The organism is Candidatus Pseudomonas phytovorans (assembly GCA_029202525.1).
GTDB lineage: Bacteria > Pseudomonadota > Gammaproteobacteria > Pseudomonadales > Pseudomonadaceae > Aquipseudomonas > Aquipseudomonas phytovorans.
The window spans coordinates 3,218,405-3,233,034 of sequence record CP119325.1; the positions used below are offsets into that span (position 1 = coordinate 3,218,405).

Here is a 14,630-nt window from a genome sequence, read left to right on the forward strand (position 1 = left end):
TCCTCTTGATAAGAACTCACTTTTTAGGCGGGCGCTCGGCCATCCACAACTGTCATTTTTGTCAGTTGCCGCTTGGCATCGGTTCGCCCACGCTAATGGAAATGGGCAGTTTTCCCTAATGACTACCCGATGCAGTCAAAGGGCCGCCCCGTTGCCTGTAATCACATTCAGGAGCAGGAACATGAACCTCAGTGATGCGTGGGTTGAAGAGGCCAATCGGAGTATGAAGGCGGCCCCGTCGGCCTGGCTGGCCGATGCCGAGAAAATGCTGGAGTATCTGGTGGCTCGCGAAACCACCGCAGCCACCGAGGCAACCGTCAGTAAATGGAAGGCCGACTATAAAGACGGGAAATTCAAAGATATTATCTATCCGGAAAAAAAAGAGGTAGGCGGAAATACGGCCCCTCTGTATGAGCACCTGGAACGTGTAAAGATGCTTGCCAGTTTCGCCGTGAAGCATAATGACGATGCCAGCGGGAAGTGTGCGGCGGAGGCAGTACGTTTTTATACGGAGCAGGGATATGTTACCGGCAATTGGTATCATTTAAAGGTGGGTCTTGCGTCACAAGTGGCGCGTTGCCTGATGCTCCTGTCCGTTACACGTAAAGCACCTCTTGAGAGTATTGAATATGTCCGGACGCTTACTAATGTTGACCAAAAACAGTACGCCGCCAATCAGGTCGAGTTTGCATATATTCAGCTTTTCTGGTCACTTGCCGGCTGGAAAAACACATCGGATGTGAGCTACCTGGCGCAGGCCTATGCAGCCTCAAGGGCCGTCTCAAAGTGCTGTGAGTTCGCCAGCCTGTCGGCCCCGACCTGGGGGGAGGGCATCAGGACGGACTACAGTTACAGTCAACACAACCCTTTCGTGATACGTGATAAGTCCGTGTGCTCGCAATTATATGCAGGTAGTTACGGTTTCGTGTTCCTGGAGACGGTTTTCAAGTTCAAAGCCGCACTGGTCGGGGTCTTCGGCTTGACATCAGCCAGCCTGGAAAATATCGAACTTCATTTGACCGAGGGCTTGGCATGGTGCGCTTATGCCGGGCGTTATGATTTTCATGCTCTGGGAAGAGCCATCAGCCGTAGCAGCGGCGGCGGGACATCAGCATGGTCGAGGTGGTGCGAGGCGCTGCTGCCGACCGCTAATAATCCAGGCCGGTTACGCGAGATGAAAGAGCTGGCGAGCGGAAAAGGGCTGACGGTTCCAGGGTTCAGGGGGACTCGAGCATTTTGGACCAATGACTACCTGTCGCACATTGACAATGATTTCGCGGTTTTCTGCAAAGTGATATCCACGCGAACCGTTGGCACCGAAACGGGAAATGGTGAAAATCTTAAGGGGTATTACATGGGCGGGGGGAGCTATTTCGTTCATACCCATGGTAAAGAATACGAGGGCATCCAGCCCGTGTGGCACTGGCAGTATTTGCCTGGGACCACGGTGGAAGAAGATCCTCATTTCGAGTATCCACAGGTGCGGTTCGGTAGCCACGGCTGGGGCAGTCATGATTTTGCCGGGGTTCTCAGCGATGGCACAGTAGGTGTCGCGACCATGGTCCTGTCGCGGCAAAACATCAAAGCCTCCCGTAAAACAATCATCACGTTGGCCGGCGAGATTTATTGTCTTGGCCTCACAGGGGACCTGTCGGGCGTGTCTCATAATGTGCACACCACAGTAAATCAGTGCTGGCATGACACATGGCACGTGCGCTCAGAAACCAGTACTGGGGGGTATAGCATAAATTCTGGGACGTTCAGGCAGTCAGATATCTCTGAAGTGAGCCACGACGGTGTCGTCTATCAGTTTTTACTGCCAGCCGACGTGAGTGTAGAGCTGACCACCAGTCGGGGTTCATGGAAATCCATTAATGGTGACCAGTCTGCCGAACCCGTAAGCGGCGGTACATTTTCGCTGTGGATCAATCACGGTCAAGTAAGTGAAGACAGGTATGCGTATGTGATTCGAAAGGCGGGCTCGGTTGGAAGTCAACCTTTTTTTGTATGCTCTGCCACGTCGCAATACATTGTTTCGAGTAAAAAAAACCTAGCGGCCGGATCGATTTTCAGCCCATCGGTCGACATTGATTTGGATGAGGTAAAGATTACACCCAAGGCACCACTGGCATTTGTCGCGCTGTTAAAGGACGCTAAGCTCACCCTGACGATTAGCGACCCGACACAAAAGCTTGATGCTATCGAAGTTCAGCTGAAGTGGAAGAACCGCACCTACAATCATAAAATCATGCTGCCTACCGACTTGGACTACCGGGGTAAAGGTGTCACCGTCGAGTTTACGGAAAAGGGTGTGAGCGCGTAATTGCGCAGCACTCATCAGCGGGTAGTGTCAGCTGAGAGTGGAGCAATCCTCCTCACAGCTTACTGTGACCCTGGTGCCGCCGCCGGTACGCCCCCGGCTGCACCCCAACTGCCTTGGCAAACGCCCGGGTAAACGCCGCCACCGACTGATACCCCACCTGCGCGCCCACCTGTTCTACGGTATTCCCCGCCCGCAGCAACTGGCTGGCATGGCGCATGCGCAGGGCCAGCAGCACCTGCCCCGGTGATTGCCCGGCCAGTTCATTGAAGCGCTTGAAAAACGCCGACCGCGACAAGCCGGTGCAACCGGCCATGCTCTCCAGCGTCCAGGCTTGCCCTGGCTGCTCGATCAACTGCTCCAGCAGCCCGGAAAACGCGGGCTGGCGGGCGAGGGCGACCAGCCCGCCCAGCGACTGGCCGGCAATCACCTGCTGGCGCAGCACGTACAGGAACAACAGGTGCGTCAGCCGCTCAAGCAACGCCTGCGACGGGCCAGCGGTACGGCGGCATTCTTCCAGAATCAGCTCGAACAACGCCCGCGCGGCATTGCCGGCGGGGTCTTCGGCGCGCAGCAATATCCAGTCAGCAAGGCCTTCGACAATCAATGAAGACAAGCCGGACTGGAAATGGAAGAAGCCGCAGACCAGCCCGACGCCGTCGCTGGCCTCGCTGTCCAGTGCCTGCATTGCCTGGCGCGGTTGGGCACAGGCGTCGAGCGGATCCTGGTCGCTGGACAGGCGATAGGCCAAGTCGCGTAACAGGAAAACGGCATCGCCCTTTTCCAGGCGCACCGGTTGCGCCTGGCCATCGATGTGCAGCCAGCAATGCCCTTGCACTACCAAGTGGAAGCTGGCACGCCCCATGCCCTGGGTGCTGGCGTGCCAGCCGCCGCAGTAGCGGCCGACATGAAACAGGCTGGCATCAAGCTCCAGGCCTTCTAATAACCAATCGACAAGGTGGCTGGACGAAATCATCTAATACAAAGACTCAGGAGCAAGGAAAGGCGACTGATGAATATGGAGGGTAATTCTTATAACCAACAGACTGTAGTGACACCCATCAAAGGAGACCACTGCATGTCCTCGCGCATTACTCTACACACCCTGCAGAGCGCACCGGAAGCGGCGCGTCCGTTTCTTGAGAACGCGCAGAAAAATTCCGGCTTCATCCCCAACTTGCTGGGCGTGCTTGCCAACGCCCCTGCAGCGCTGGAAACCTACGTGACCGTTTCAGCACTCAACGGCAAATCCGAGCTGAGCCTGGCCGAGCGCGAAGTGGTGCAGCTGATTGCTGCCACCCGGCATGGCTGCGACTTCTGCGTGGCCGGCCACACCGCTGTGGCGCTGAACAAGGCCAAGCTGCCGCAAGAGGTGGTCGATGCCCTGCGTGCCCGTGGCGAGCTGCCCGATGCCCGTTACGAAACCCTGGCCGCATTTGCCCGCGAAGTGATCGACACCCGTGGCAATGTCAGCGAAGCCACCTACCAGGCCTTCCGTGAAGCAGGCTTCAGCGAAGGCAACGCGCTGGAAGTGATTCTGGGGGTAAGCCTCGCAACCCTCTGCAACTTTGCTAATGTTTTCGCCCAGACGCCACTCAACGACGAGCTTGGCAAATACCGGTGGCAGCCTTCTGCATAGCCCACGTGTGACCGCGACCTTTACGCGGTCGTTGCAGGAGCGGCCTTGTGTCGTGAACGGGCCGCAAAGCGGCCCCGGTGTTTCAACAGGAGCAAGACCATGCAAGATTGTGCATTTCGACACTGGCTGGACGCCAATGCCGAGGCCATCGACCGGGGCCTGTGCGAACCGCAGCAGGTGCTGGCGCAGATCGCCGAATCGCAGCTTTTGCGCGTGGGTGTGGACCCGGCCTTGGGCGGCACAGGCGGGCAGGTGACCGACGCGGTCGAAGCAATTGCCGCCATTGCCAGCCGCTCGTTGGCCGCAGCCTTCGTCTGCTGGGGCCAGCGCGCCTTTATCGAATACCTGTTGCACAGCCCCAACCAGCCCCTGCGTGAACGCCTGCTGCCGCGCCTGCTGGCCGGCGAACTGGCCGGTGCCACCGGGCTGTCCAACGCCATGAAATTCCTGTCTGGTATAGAAGCGTTGCAGGTGCGCGGTCGCCCTGCAACCGATGGCTGGAACCTGGAAGGGCGGCTGCACTGGGTGACCAACCTGCGCAAAAGCGGATTTGTGGTGGCGGCGGCCATCGAAGACGAAGCCGGTGGTGCGCCGTTCATACTGGCCATTCCTTCCGACGCGCAAGGCCTGGAGCGCTCCGACGACCTGCAACTGATGGGCCTGCAGTCGAGTAACACGGCTGCACTGGCGTTCCACCAGGTGCCGTTGGCGCGTGACTGGCTGCTGCACGAGAATGCCCGCGAGTTCCTGCCACGGGTACGCCCGGCGTTCCTGGCGCTGCAGTGCGGCATGGCCATCGGCCTGGCGCGACGGGCGCTGGAAGAGGTGCAAGCGCATCTGCATGGACGTGCCTCGTTCCTCGACGAGGCACGTCAGGTGCTCAGCGAACGCCTGGAAAATACCGTGAGCGAGCTGATGCAGGGATTGCTCGATGGCCGCTTTCAGCAGCAGCCGGCAGCCTTGTTCAAGCTGCGCATCACGCTGGCCGAAAGTGCCGCCGATGCCGTGCAGCTGGAGCTGCAGGCCAGTGGCGGCAAGGCCTACCTCAGCGAGTATGGCGAAGGTTTTGCCCGCCGCTGGCGCGAATCGGCCTTCGTGCCGATCGTCACGCCCAGCCTGGTGCAGTTGCGCGCCGAACTGCAACGCCAGGCGGGCGCCGCATGACCCACGTGTTGCTCGAAGCCCGCGATATCAGCCTGGGCTACCCGCGTGAGGGTGGCTGGCAGCAGGTGCTGGCGCAGTTCGACCTGCAGCTGGCCCCCGGTGAAGTGGTGAGCATTCTCGGCCCCAGTGGCGTCGGCAAATCCAGCCTGTTGCGGGTGCTGGCCGGCTTGCAGGAGCCCCGCGGTGGCAGTGTGGCCTTGCACGGCCAGCCGCTGCAGGGGCCGCATCCCCGGCTGGCGGTGGCGTTCCAGGACCCGAGCCTGCTGCCTTGGCTGAGCCTGGAGAAGAACGTCGCCTTTGGCCTCGACTTCGCCCGTCAGCCCAAATTGGCCGCTGCTGAGCGGCGCGCACGCATCGACCATGCGATTGCCGCGGTGCGCCTGGACCACGCCCGTGGCCAGTACCCGGCGCAGCTATCAGGCGGCATGGCCCAGCGCACGGCACTGGCCCGCTGCCTGGCCCGCCAGCCCGAAGTGCTGCTGCTCGACGAGCCGTTCGGTGCGCTGGATGAAGTGACCCGCGCCGACATGCAGCAACTGTTGCTGCAACTGATCGACACCCACAACACGGCGGCGGTGCTGATCACTCACGATATCGACGAAGCCCTGCTGCTGTCCGACCGGGTGCTGCTACTGGGCAACCACCCGGCGCACACCCTCGGACAGTGGCACATCGACCTGCCGCAACCGCGCACGCAACGGGTCGAAGAACTGGGCGCACTGCGTATCGAAATTCTCAAAACCCTTCGGCGGGCAAGCCGCACAGACGAACCTACCTCAACCCCTTTGCCCTCGGAGGCTGTCCATGTGCATGGATGACTGCTGTTCCTCTTCTTCGCGTCGTGATTTTCTCAAGCTGGGTGCCATGCTTACGGCGGCCGGCGCGCTGCCGTTGCTCTCAAGCCTGCAGGCCCGCGCCGCCGCCGAGCCGGATGCGCCGGTGCGCATCGGCTACCTGCCCATCACTGACGCCACGCCATTGCTGGTGGCGCACAACAACGGCCTGTTCGAAGCTGAAGGCATCAAGGCCGAGCGCCCGGTACTGCTACGCAGCTGGGCGCAGGTGATCGAGGCGTTCATTTCGGGCCAGGTCAACGTCATTCACCTGCTGTCACCGATGACCGTGTGGGCGCGCTACGCCAGCAAAGTGCCGGCCAAGGTCGTAGCCTGGAACCACGTGGGCGGTTCGGGGCTGACCGTGGCCCCGGACATTACCGAGTTGAAACAGCTCGGTGGCAAGACCGTGGCCATTCCGTTCTGGTACTCGATCCATAATGTGGTGTTGCAGCAGATGCTCAACGACAACGGCTTGACCCCGGTGTCGAAACCAGTCAGCGCGCAACTGGCCGCTAACGAAGTCAATTTGCTGGTATTGCCGCCATCTGACATGCCACCCGCTCTGGCCAGTAAACGCATCGCCGGCTACATCGTCGCCGAGCCGTTCAACGCCCTGGCCGAGACCCTCAAGGTTGGCCGCGTGCAGCGCTTTACCGGCGATGTATGGCGCAACCACGCGTGCTGCGTGGTGTTCATGCATGAGCATGATTTGAACAACCGCCCGGAGTGGTCACAGAAAGTGGTCAATGCCATCGTCAAGGCCCAGCACTGGACCCGCGACCACCGCGCCGAAGCCGCCGCGTTGCTGTCCAGGGCCGGCCCCAACAAGTATACGCCGCACGACCCTGCAGTGCTGGCCAAGGTACTGGCCCCGGCCGCCGAGGACCGCGCCAGCTACATTGCCAGTGGTGCCATTCGCCATCAGCAATGGGATGAGAAACGCATCGACTTCCAGCCGTACCCATTCCCCAGTTACACCGAAGAGTTGGTCAAACGGCTGAAAACCACCCTGATAGAAGGTGATAACGCGTTCCTTGCCGGGCTTGACCCGGCGCAGACTGCCCGCGACCTGGTCGATGACCGCTTTGTGCGCAATGCCATTGCTGCGGTCGGAGGCCCGTCGGTGTTCGGGATTGCCGAAAACTTCGAGCGTAGCGAGGAGTTCGCCGTCTGATGCGCATGCATGTCGTACATGCCGGGCTTGGCCTGGCTGGGTTGTTGGGTTTGTTGCTGTTGTGGTGGGCCGGTGTTGCCGTATTCGGCCAGGTCGACGGCCTGTCGGCGCGCTTTTCTCCGCAGGCCACTCTCGCCAGCCTGATCGAGCTGTTGGGGCAGGGCGAGGTCTACGGGCACATCTGGGTCAGCCTCAAGCGCATCCTGGTCGGGCTGCTGCTGGCACTTTTGATTGGCGTGCCGTTGGGCTTGCTGGTGGGCAGCTACCGGCACCTGGAAGCGGCGACCACGCCGGCGTTTCAGTTTCTGCGCATGATCTCGCCTCTGTCGTGGATGCCGGTGGTGGTGATGCTGATGGGCGTGGGTGATCAGCCGATCTACTTCCTGCTGGCATTTGCCGCGTTGTGGCCGATCTTGCTGAACACTGCCGCTGGGGTAAGGCAGCTGGACCCACGCTGGCTGCAACTGAGCCGCAGCTTGAGCGCCACCCGCTGGGAAACCTTGTGCAAGGTGATCGTGCCGGGGGTGATTGGCCATGTGCTGACCGGTGTGCGCCTGGCCATCGGGATTCTGTGGATCGTGCTGGTGCCGTGCGAAATGCTGGGGGTGAGCGCGGGGCTGGGGTACTTCATTCTTGATACCCGTGACCGGCTGGCGTATTCCGAGCTGATGGCGATGGTGCTGCTGATTGGCGTGCTGGGGTTCATGCTCGATGCCTTGGCGCGTGGGCTGCATCGGCGCTGGGTGCATGGCTGACGGGCCAGTGGGGCTTCTTCGCGGGCTTGCCCGCTCCCACAGGTACTTCACCGCCCTTGGGCCTGATGGTATCCCTGTGGGAGCGGGCAAGCCCGCGAAGAGGCCCTCGGATCAATGCACCGTCTTGCGCTGCCGTACACATTCCAGCGCCTGAGCAGCCAGCTCATCCAGCCGCTCATCGCGCATCTGCTCCGCTTCGATCATCGCATCCTCACCCTGCTGGTTAAGCAGGTAGGTATGAATCTGCAGCACTTCAGCCGTCTGATAAATCGGTGCAATGTCCAGGCGCCCGATCAGCGCATCACTGGCCTGGCCGGTACTGCTCATCAGCACCTGTGGTCCATTGGCGGCCACCACTTGCATACCCATGGTCTCGAACCACGGCACCTGGCTGGCAAAGGCATTCAGTTCCACGCAGGCATGGCGAGCCTGCAGGTCGCCCAGCAGGGCGCGGGCGATGCCCTGGCGGCGATGGCTGGCGCGCACGGCAAGAAACGCCAACGAGCAAGCCTGCTTGTCGTCCCCTGCCGGCAGCGACAGGGCAAAACCCAGCAACTGGTCAGGCGCCTCGGCATCCAGTGCAAGGGTCAGTGCCACGGCGAGGCCGCGGGTGCCATCCAGCGCTTGGAGGTACTGGTGCACCTCCATGCCGACGCCGTACTGATACAGCGGATACAGCGGGTTGTCGGCGGTAATGGCGACACTGCTCAGTTCGCCGACATTGTGGATCACCAGTTCGCGGATCTGGTTCTGAAAAGATTCGGGCGGCACGCTGTCGAGGCGGCTCAGGATGAACATCGGGGGGCAGGCTCCGGCGGGTGGGGATACAGCCCGGGCCAGGTTGGCGCGGGCTGTACATTCTAACCGGTTTTATTCTGTCAGCCTTGTCGCTGTATCGCACCGAGCATCAGGTCGAGGTTTTGCACGGCCGCGCCAGATGCACCTTTGCCCAGGTTGTCGAACACCGCGGTCAGCAGTACCTGGCCATGCTCGGGGTTGGCATACAGCGCCAGGCGCAGGTTGTTGCTGTCGTTCAGTGCCTCGGGGTCAAGGTTTGCGGCTGCGCCTTGCTGATGCAGCGGCATCACCTGGACGTGGCGGGCACCCTGGTAGTGCTGTTCCAGGCACGCCTGCAGCTGTTCGGCGCTGACCTGGCCGGGCAGCAGGCGCAATTGCAGCGGGATGCTCAGCACGATTCCCTGGCGGTAGGCACCGTAGCCGGGCATGAACAGCGGCCGTGCCGACAGCCCTGCGTGTTGCTGGATTTCCGGTACGTGCTTGTGTGCCAGCTCCAGCCCATACAGTTGCAGGACCGGGGCGTTGCCGGCACCTGGTTGTTCGTGGCGCTCGACGGCCGCGCGGCCACCACCGGAATAGCCGGAGATGGCATGGATGCCCAGTGGGTAGTCGGCGGGCAGTAACCCGGCCTTGACCAGCGGGCGTAGGAGGGCGATGGCGCCAGTGGGGTAGCAGCCCGGGTTGCTGACGCGCTTGCTTTGGGCAATGCGTTCGGCTTGCTGGTGGTCGAGTTCCGGCAGGCCGTAGACCCAGCCCGGGGTGGTGCGGTGCGCGGAGCTGGCGTCGATCACCCGCACTTGCGGGTTGACGATCGCCGCTACAGCCTCGCGGGCGGCGTCGTCAGGCAGGCACAGCAGGGCGATGTCGGCACTGTTGATGGCCTCGCGGCGGCGCTGCGGGTCTTTGCGCTCGGCCTCGGGCAGGGTGAGCAGTTGCAGGTCGCTGCGGCCTTGCAGGCGGGCATGGATTTGCAGGCCGGTGGTGCCTTGGTCGCCGTCGATGAATACAACAGGAGTGTGCATGGTCAGGTCCGGTTGGAAAAAGTTGGGCTATGCTCGCCTGTGGCCTTGGTAATGAAAATTTGAATATGATGACCGATGTATTCAGTTTTCCTGAAGGATCGGTACTGACCATGCGCGAAATCAGCCTCGACCGCCTCCGTACCCTGGTAGTCATCAGCGACCTGGGCTCCTTTGCCGAGGCCGCCCGCCAGCTCAACCTGGCACCGCCCACCATCAGCCTGCATGTGGCCGAACTAGAGGCGCGTATCGGCGCCCCGTTGCTTGGTCGCACCCGCGGCCAGGTGCGCCCCACGGCCATTGGTGAAACACTGCTGGCCCGTGCCCGGCGGCTGCTGGCTGACGCCGACCTGGCGCTGGACGAAGTGCGCCGTCAGGTGCAGGGGCTGACCGGGCGGGTACGCCTGGGGGCGTCTACGGGTGCCATCGCCCACTTGTTGCCACAGGCGCTGGAGCACTTGCGTGTGGACCATCCGGGGATCGACGTGCAGGTACAAGTGCTCACGTCCCAGGCGTCGCTGGCGCGATTGCGTGAAGGGACGCTGGATATCGGCCTGGTGGCTTTGCCGCAGGTGGCCGGCAAAGGGCTGACGGTTACCCCTTGGCGGCGCGACCCGATCCTGGCCTACGTGCCGGCCGACTGGCAGCCGCCAGCGAAGGTCACGCCGGCCTGGCTGGCGCAGCGGGCATTGATCCTCAACGACAGCACTACCCAGCTGTCGCGGGTGACCGGCGAGTGGTTCGCGGCAGCGGGGATGTACCCCGAGCCGCGGATCGAGTTGAATTACAACGATGCGATCAAGAGCCTGGTCGGGGCCGGGTACGGCGCGACGTTGCTGCCGCAGGAAGGTGAGGTGCCCGAGCTGGACCGGCGCATCGCGCGCCGTCCATTGCGACCAGGGCTGTGGCGGCAACTGGGCATCGCCTGCCGGGAGGGGCAGGTGGAACGGGCCACGGGGTATGTGTTGCAGGCGTTGGAGCGGCTGCGGCAGTGAGGGCCCCGGGTTCAACCCCGCTCTCGCGCCCGGACTGCGGTCACCGTCTCCCCACCTACACCCCAGTTGTCGGTTGGCACTTCCTCGATTACCACAAACGTACTGGCCGGGGGCTTGCCCAGCACCTCGTGCAATAGGCGCGTCGTCTCTTCGATGAGCTGGCGCTTCTGCTCGGCAGTAACCCCTTCATCGGTTACACGGATATGAACATAGGGCATGGCTGCGTGCTCCTCGGATCAGTGCCAGGTGCCAGCGGTGCTACCGCCATCCACGGGCAAAATCACGCCGCTGACGAAACGCGAGTCGGCCAGATACAGCACCGCGTCTACCACGTCCTGGGGCGAACCGGTGCGGCCACTTGGCGACAGCGCGCCCATCCCCTGCACATTGTCGCCGTGCAGCGGTGTTGCGATGATCCCTGGCGCCACGGCATTCACCTGCACGCCGCTGGCTGCCAGTTCCAGCGCAAGGCCCTTCACCGCCTGGTTCAGGCCACCTTTGACCAGCACCGGCAGCAGGGCCGGCACGCGGGTATCCGGTTGCAGGGCGATGGAGGCGGTGATGGCGATGATCTGCCCGTGTCCTTGGCTGGCCATGATCCGCGCCGCTTCCTGGGCCGGGTAGAAGAAACCCTTGAGGTTGGTGCCGACCAGGGCGTCGACATCGGCCTCGCTGTACTCGACAAACGGTTTGGCAATGAAGATGCCGGCGTTGTTTATCAGGATATCTACGCTACCAAAGGTTTGCAGGGCGGCAGCGAACAGCCGCTGCGCCGTTTCGGCTTGCGCAATGTCGCCCGCCACGCCGATGAAGCTCGAGGGGTTGCCGAGGCGGGCGGCGGCCTGCTCCAGGCGTGACTGGCTGCGGGCATTGCCGACCACGTTGTCGCCGCGTTCGAGGAAGGCCTCGGCCAGGGCAAACCCCAGGCCGCTGGAGGCTCCAGTAATAATGACGGTGCTTGGCTTGTTCATGTGCGGGTTCTCCAGTGAAGTGAGCCACAGGCTCGGTGTGGGGTCACTGTAGGTCGCTATCTGCACTTGAAAAATGGGGCGCAAAGCATTTCAATCGATACATCATGTAATCAATCGAGCCACCATGACCCGCCATTTTGATGACCTGCAACTGGGCAGCCTGGAGCTGTTTTGCCTGGCCGCCGACAGCGGCAGCTTCACTGCTGCCGCCACAGAGGCCGGCATCACCCCGGCAGCAGTCAGCCGCAGCGTGGCGCGGCTGGAAGAGCGCCTTGGTGTGCGCCTGTTCGTGCGCACCACCCGGCAAATGCGCTTGTCCGCCGCTGGCCAGGTTTACTACCAGCAATGTCGGCTGGCACTGGGGCAACTGGTCGAGGCCGAACGCCAGGTCACGGGTGGCCAGGTCGAGCCGAGCGGCCGCCTGCGCATCAGTGCGCCAACGCCCTATGCCCATCATCGGCTGCTGCCATTGCTGCCGCGTTTTCGCCAGCGCTATCCAAAGGTGCAAGTGGATGTGCATGTCAGCAACCGCAACGTGGACTTTGCCGAAGAGCCGTTCGACCTGGCCATTCGTGGCCGCGAGCCGGCCGATTCACGCCTGGTCGCACGCCGCCTGGAGGATGCCGAGCTAATAGTGGTGGCCACCCCGGGCTACCTGGCCCGCGCCAGCACGCCGCAAACGCTGGAGGACTTGCAGCAGCACGAGTGCATCCAGTTTGAAATGCCCAGCAGCGGCCGCCGCCCGCCGTGGAGCTTTCGCCAGGATGGCCGCCTGGTGGAACTCGAAACCCAGGGCGCGTTCACCTGCCTGGGCGATTTTCTTGCCACGGCCACGCTGGTACGCCATGGCGGTGGGCTGATGCAGGCCTACCGGTTTACCGTGCAGGATGCACTGGCCACGGGTGAGCTGGTGGAGGTGCTTACCGAGTTTGGCGGGACCTCGCGGCCATTCTTGCTGATCTACCCCCAGGCCCGGCACATGCCGCAACGGGTGCGGGTTTTCATCGACTTCCTGTTCGCCGAGACCGGTTTACCGCTGGGCTGAAGCGCTGCGCTACAGGAATCGGCCAACTATGCTTTTCGCTGCGTCGAGCCGAATACACCTCGACGAACCCTATGGTTTTCCAGGAGAACGCTCCATGAAATCCACAAAATGCATACCTTTGTTGGTGATTGCTTCTGTGCTGAGTTTTGCTGCCCATGCTGATGACTCGGCGGCCACCAACTGCGAAGCCAAGATCAAGCAGCTTGAGGACTTCCACAAGGCGAGTGGTCAGGCGATGCATGGCGGTATGGCCCATGACTTCAAAGTGCATCTGCAAACTGCGAAGGATGCTCAGAAAAAGGGTGATATGGCTCAATGTAACGCCTCAGCGGGGCAAGCCAAGGCCATCTATGACAAGGCGCGTAGCAGGTAAGCGCTTATAGGCCTCTTCGCGGGTTTACCCGCGAAGAGGCCTGTGCAGGATGGCCCCGCTGTCAGAACCAGCGATCGTTCTTCTTCCGCCCCCGGGTCAGCGCTGGCAAAATCAGCCCCGCCAGCAGGCCCGCCCCAGCAATGCTGCCGCCATACACCATGTAGCGCATCATCACCTGCTTGTTCTCGTCACCCAGACGCGCCTGGGTATCGCGCAGGGTCGACTGGCTTTCGTCGAACTGCTCGTTCAGCGCTTTGTTGCGCGCTTCCAGTTCGTCGATCAGCTTTTTCCGTGAGTCGAGGGTTTCCTGCATGCCCTGCACGCGGCTCTTCCAGCTGTCGTCGATGGTCTTCAACTGCCCGGTCAGCTGCGCGACCTGGGCATCGAGTTGCGGCAGGCGCTCGTTCTGGCCCGGCACCGCCTGCAGGTCGTTGCTGAGTATCCACACCACATCGCCATTCTGCCCACGCACCTGGCTGTAGTTGCCCTGGGTGCCGAGCAGGGCCAGCTGTTGGCCGGACTTCAGGGTGCCGACGATTCGGTGGCCATCGGTGGGGCCGCTGCGCACATAGGTGCTCAGGCTGTCACTGACCCAGCGTGCGTCGCTGACGGGCTCTTCGGCGTGCACCGGTGCGGCAAGGGCCACCAGGGCGGCAATCAGGCCGCCGCGCAGGGCAGGGAGGACGGAAGCGGTTGGGCGGGAATCGGGCATGTTAGGTCTTCGCTGAAACAGGACAAAAGTAGGCCCGGTGACTGGGCCGATGAACCGGTCGGTGAGTTGACCGTCAGCCAAAGACCCATTTTTTGTAAGCAGGTTCACTACCTGATGTCGGAAATGTCTGCAGGATGTTGCAGAACCCGCCCCAGAGCGCTTCGCTGCCGATAGCCCGATTTGACCAAGGGTGGGGCTAGACTCAAGGCTTCACACACTTCATGGAGCAAGACCATGACTGCCAAGAACACCATCTGCCTCTGGTACGACAACGATGCCGAGGAGGCAGCCAACTTCTACGCGAGTGTCTTCCCGGACAGCAAGGTGATCGCGCTGCACAAGGCGCCAGCTGACTACCCCTCGGGCAAGGAGGGCGATGTCATCACCGTCGAGTTCACTGTCATGGGCATACCCTGTGTCGGGCTCAATGGCGGCTCGACATTCAGGCACTGTGAGGCGTTTTCATTCCAGGTCAGTACCGAAGACCAGGCCGAAACCGACCGCTTGTGGGATGCGATCGTCGGTAATGGCGGCGAGGCCAGCGTGTGCGGCTGGTGCAAGGATAAATGGGGGATCTCCTGGCAGATCACCCCGCGCATTCTGATCGAGGCCATCGGCCACACCGACCGCGCGGCGGCCAGGCGGGCGTTCGAGGCCATGCTGCAGATGGGCAAGATCGACGTGGCCAGGATTGCGGCGGCATTGAAGGGGTGAGCCCTCAGGTGCAGCTCGACCGAGGAAAGCTTCCTGCGCGATTGACAGGAGCAGGGCTGAAGCCAGCCTGAAGGTGTATCGCAGCCCCTGTGGGAGCGGGCAAGCCCGCGAAGCA

At 62.1% G+C, this 14,630-nt stretch carries 16 protein-coding genes; 10 read left to right on the forward strand and 6 right to left on the reverse strand.

Going from position 1 to position 14,630, the window contains the following annotated elements:
- The first annotated feature begins 181 nt into the window (after positions 1-181).
- On the forward strand, positions 182-2,323 hold the full coding sequence (locus P0Y58_14395; protein ID WEK28100.1) for a polysaccharide lyase family 8 super-sandwich domain-containing protein: 2,142 nt from the start codon (positions 182-184) through the stop codon (positions 2,321-2,323).
- A 52-nt stretch (positions 2,324-2,375) separates the two neighbouring features.
- Here P0Y58_14395 and P0Y58_14400 read toward each other — a convergent pair whose 3' ends face one another.
- A complete protein-coding gene (locus P0Y58_14400) occupies positions 2,376-3,296 on the reverse strand; it encodes an AraC family transcriptional regulator (protein WEK28101.1) in 921 nt (306 codons plus the stop codon).
- Positions 3,297-3,398: 102 nt separating this feature from the next.
- Here P0Y58_14400 and P0Y58_14405 point away from each other — a divergent pair, with 102 nt between their 5' ends.
- The 5 genes from P0Y58_14405 (at position 3,399) to P0Y58_14425 (ending at position 7,888) form a co-directional block, all read left to right on the forward strand.
- A complete protein-coding gene (locus P0Y58_14405) occupies positions 3,399-3,959 on the forward strand; it encodes a carboxymuconolactone decarboxylase family protein (GenBank protein ID WEK28102.1) in 561 nt (186 codons plus the stop codon).
- A 99-nt stretch (positions 3,960-4,058) separates the two neighbouring features.
- Positions 4,059-5,123 carry an acyl-CoA/acyl-ACP dehydrogenase gene (locus tag P0Y58_14410; protein WEK28103.1) on the forward strand — a complete coding sequence of 355 codons (1,065 nt, stop codon included), beginning with the start codon at positions 4,059-4,061 and terminating at the stop codon, positions 5,121-5,123.
- Entirely contained in the window at positions 5,120-5,941 is an 822-nt protein-coding gene (locus tag P0Y58_14415) for an ABC transporter ATP-binding protein (GenBank protein ID WEK28104.1), read from the forward strand. The genes P0Y58_14410 and P0Y58_14415 overlap by 4 nt, the downstream gene beginning before the upstream one ends.
- Positions 5,928-7,133, forward strand: coding sequence for an ABC transporter substrate-binding protein (locus P0Y58_14420; protein ID WEK28105.1), 1,206 nt, complete (start codon positions 5,928-5,930; stop codon positions 7,131-7,133). Before P0Y58_14415 ends, P0Y58_14420 begins: the two co-directional genes overlap by 14 nt.
- Positions 7,133-7,888: an ABC transporter permease gene (locus P0Y58_14425; protein WEK28106.1), complete on the forward strand. Its 756-nt coding sequence runs from the start codon at positions 7,133-7,135 to the stop codon at positions 7,886-7,888. Before P0Y58_14420 ends, P0Y58_14425 begins: the two co-directional genes overlap by 1 nt.
- Positions 7,889-7,999: 111 nt before the next feature.
- Here P0Y58_14425 and P0Y58_14430 read toward each other — a convergent pair whose 3' ends face one another.
- Together P0Y58_14430 and argC are read right to left on the reverse strand one after the other, a co-directional pair.
- Entirely contained in the window at positions 8,000-8,686 is a 687-nt protein-coding gene (locus P0Y58_14430; protein WEK28107.1) for a GNAT family N-acetyltransferase, read from the reverse strand.
- 80 nt (positions 8,687-8,766) lie between these two features.
- The gene (gene argC / locus P0Y58_14435) at positions 8,767-9,708 is read right to left on the reverse strand and encodes an N-acetyl-gamma-glutamyl-phosphate reductase (GenBank protein WEK28108.1); all 942 of its coding nucleotides are present in this window, start codon (positions 9,706-9,708) and stop codon (positions 8,767-8,769) included.
- A gap of 110 nt (positions 9,709-9,818) precedes the next feature.
- Here argC and P0Y58_14440 point away from each other — a divergent pair, with 110 nt between their 5' ends.
- Complete coding sequence (locus tag P0Y58_14440) at positions 9,819-10,700, forward strand: LysR family transcriptional regulator (GenBank protein ID WEK33335.1); 882 nt, start codon at positions 9,819-9,821, stop codon at positions 10,698-10,700.
- 11 nt (positions 10,701-10,711) lie between these two features.
- On the opposite strand, the gene P0Y58_14445 is transcribed toward P0Y58_14440, so the two are convergent.
- Both P0Y58_14445 and P0Y58_14450 read right to left on the reverse strand, forming a co-directional pair.
- Positions 10,712-10,918, reverse strand: coding sequence for a 4-oxalocrotonate tautomerase family protein (locus tag P0Y58_14445; protein WEK28109.1), 207 nt, complete (start codon positions 10,916-10,918; stop codon positions 10,712-10,714).
- A gap of 18 nt (positions 10,919-10,936) precedes the next feature.
- Positions 10,937-11,671 carry an SDR family oxidoreductase gene (locus tag P0Y58_14450; GenBank protein WEK28110.1) on the reverse strand — a complete coding sequence of 245 codons (735 nt, stop codon included), beginning with the start codon at positions 11,669-11,671 and terminating at the stop codon, positions 10,937-10,939.
- A gap of 124 nt (positions 11,672-11,795) precedes the next feature.
- On the opposite strand from P0Y58_14450, the gene P0Y58_14455 reads away from it, so the two are divergent.
- Positions 11,796-12,716, forward strand: a complete 921-nt coding sequence (locus tag P0Y58_14455; protein WEK28111.1) for a LysR family transcriptional regulator — start codon at positions 11,796-11,798, stop codon at positions 12,714-12,716.
- Between the two features lie 94 nt (positions 12,717-12,810).
- The gene (locus tag P0Y58_14460) at positions 12,811-13,089 is read left to right on the forward strand and encodes a hypothetical protein (protein WEK28112.1); all 279 of its coding nucleotides are present in this window, start codon (positions 12,811-12,813) and stop codon (positions 13,087-13,089) included.
- A 61-nt stretch (positions 13,090-13,150) separates the two neighbouring features.
- On the opposite strand, the gene P0Y58_14465 is transcribed toward P0Y58_14460, so the two are convergent.
- Positions 13,151-13,801: a TIGR04211 family SH3 domain-containing protein gene (locus P0Y58_14465; protein ID WEK28113.1), complete on the reverse strand. Its 651-nt coding sequence runs from the start codon at positions 13,799-13,801 to the stop codon at positions 13,151-13,153.
- 234 nt (positions 13,802-14,035) lie between these two features.
- Here P0Y58_14465 and P0Y58_14470 point away from each other — a divergent pair, with 234 nt between their 5' ends.
- A complete protein-coding gene (locus tag P0Y58_14470) occupies positions 14,036-14,515 on the forward strand; it encodes a VOC family protein (GenBank protein WEK28114.1) in 480 nt (159 codons plus the stop codon).
- The last annotated feature ends 115 nt before the right edge of the window (positions 14,516-14,630 follow it).

Bases quoted from the DNA above. Each gene is read 5' to 3' on its own strand.
- P0Y58_14395 (WEK28100.1), top strand. From the start codon at position 182: ATGAACCTCAGTGATGCGTGGGTTGAAGAGGCCAATCGGAGTATGAAG.
- P0Y58_14400 (WEK28101.1), bottom strand. From the start codon at position 3,296: ATGATTTCGTCCAGCCACCTTGTCGATTGGTTATTAGAAGGCCTGGAG.
- P0Y58_14405 (WEK28102.1), top strand. From the start codon at position 3,399: ATGTCCTCGCGCATTACTCTACACACCCTGCAGAGCGCACCGGAAGCG.
- P0Y58_14410 (WEK28103.1), top strand. From the start codon at position 4,059: ATGCAAGATTGTGCATTTCGACACTGGCTGGACGCCAATGCCGAGGCC.
- P0Y58_14415 (WEK28104.1), top strand. From the start codon at position 5,120: ATGACCCACGTGTTGCTCGAAGCCCGCGATATCAGCCTGGGCTACCCG.
- P0Y58_14420 (WEK28105.1), top strand. From the start codon at position 5,928: ATGTGCATGGATGACTGCTGTTCCTCTTCTTCGCGTCGTGATTTTCTC.
- P0Y58_14425 (WEK28106.1), top strand. From the start codon at position 7,133: ATGCGCATGCATGTCGTACATGCCGGGCTTGGCCTGGCTGGGTTGTTG.
- P0Y58_14430 (WEK28107.1), bottom strand. From the start codon at position 8,686: ATGTTCATCCTGAGCCGCCTCGACAGCGTGCCGCCCGAATCTTTTCAG.
- argC (WEK28108.1), bottom strand. From the start codon at position 9,708: ATGCACACTCCTGTTGTATTCATCGACGGCGACCAAGGCACCACCGGC.
- P0Y58_14440 (WEK33335.1), top strand. From the start codon at position 9,819: ATGCGCGAAATCAGCCTCGACCGCCTCCGTACCCTGGTAGTCATCAGC.
- P0Y58_14445 (WEK28109.1), bottom strand. From the start codon at position 10,918: ATGCCCTATGTTCATATCCGTGTAACCGATGAAGGGGTTACTGCCGAG.
- P0Y58_14450 (WEK28110.1), bottom strand. From the start codon at position 11,671: ATGAACAAGCCAAGCACCGTCATTATTACTGGAGCCTCCAGCGGCCTG.
- P0Y58_14455 (WEK28111.1), top strand. From the start codon at position 11,796: ATGACCCGCCATTTTGATGACCTGCAACTGGGCAGCCTGGAGCTGTTT.
- P0Y58_14460 (WEK28112.1), top strand. From the start codon at position 12,811: ATGAAATCCACAAAATGCATACCTTTGTTGGTGATTGCTTCTGTGCTG.
- P0Y58_14465 (WEK28113.1), bottom strand. From the start codon at position 13,801: ATGCCCGATTCCCGCCCAACCGCTTCCGTCCTCCCTGCCCTGCGCGGC.
- P0Y58_14470 (WEK28114.1), top strand. From the start codon at position 14,036: ATGACTGCCAAGAACACCATCTGCCTCTGGTACGACAACGATGCCGAG.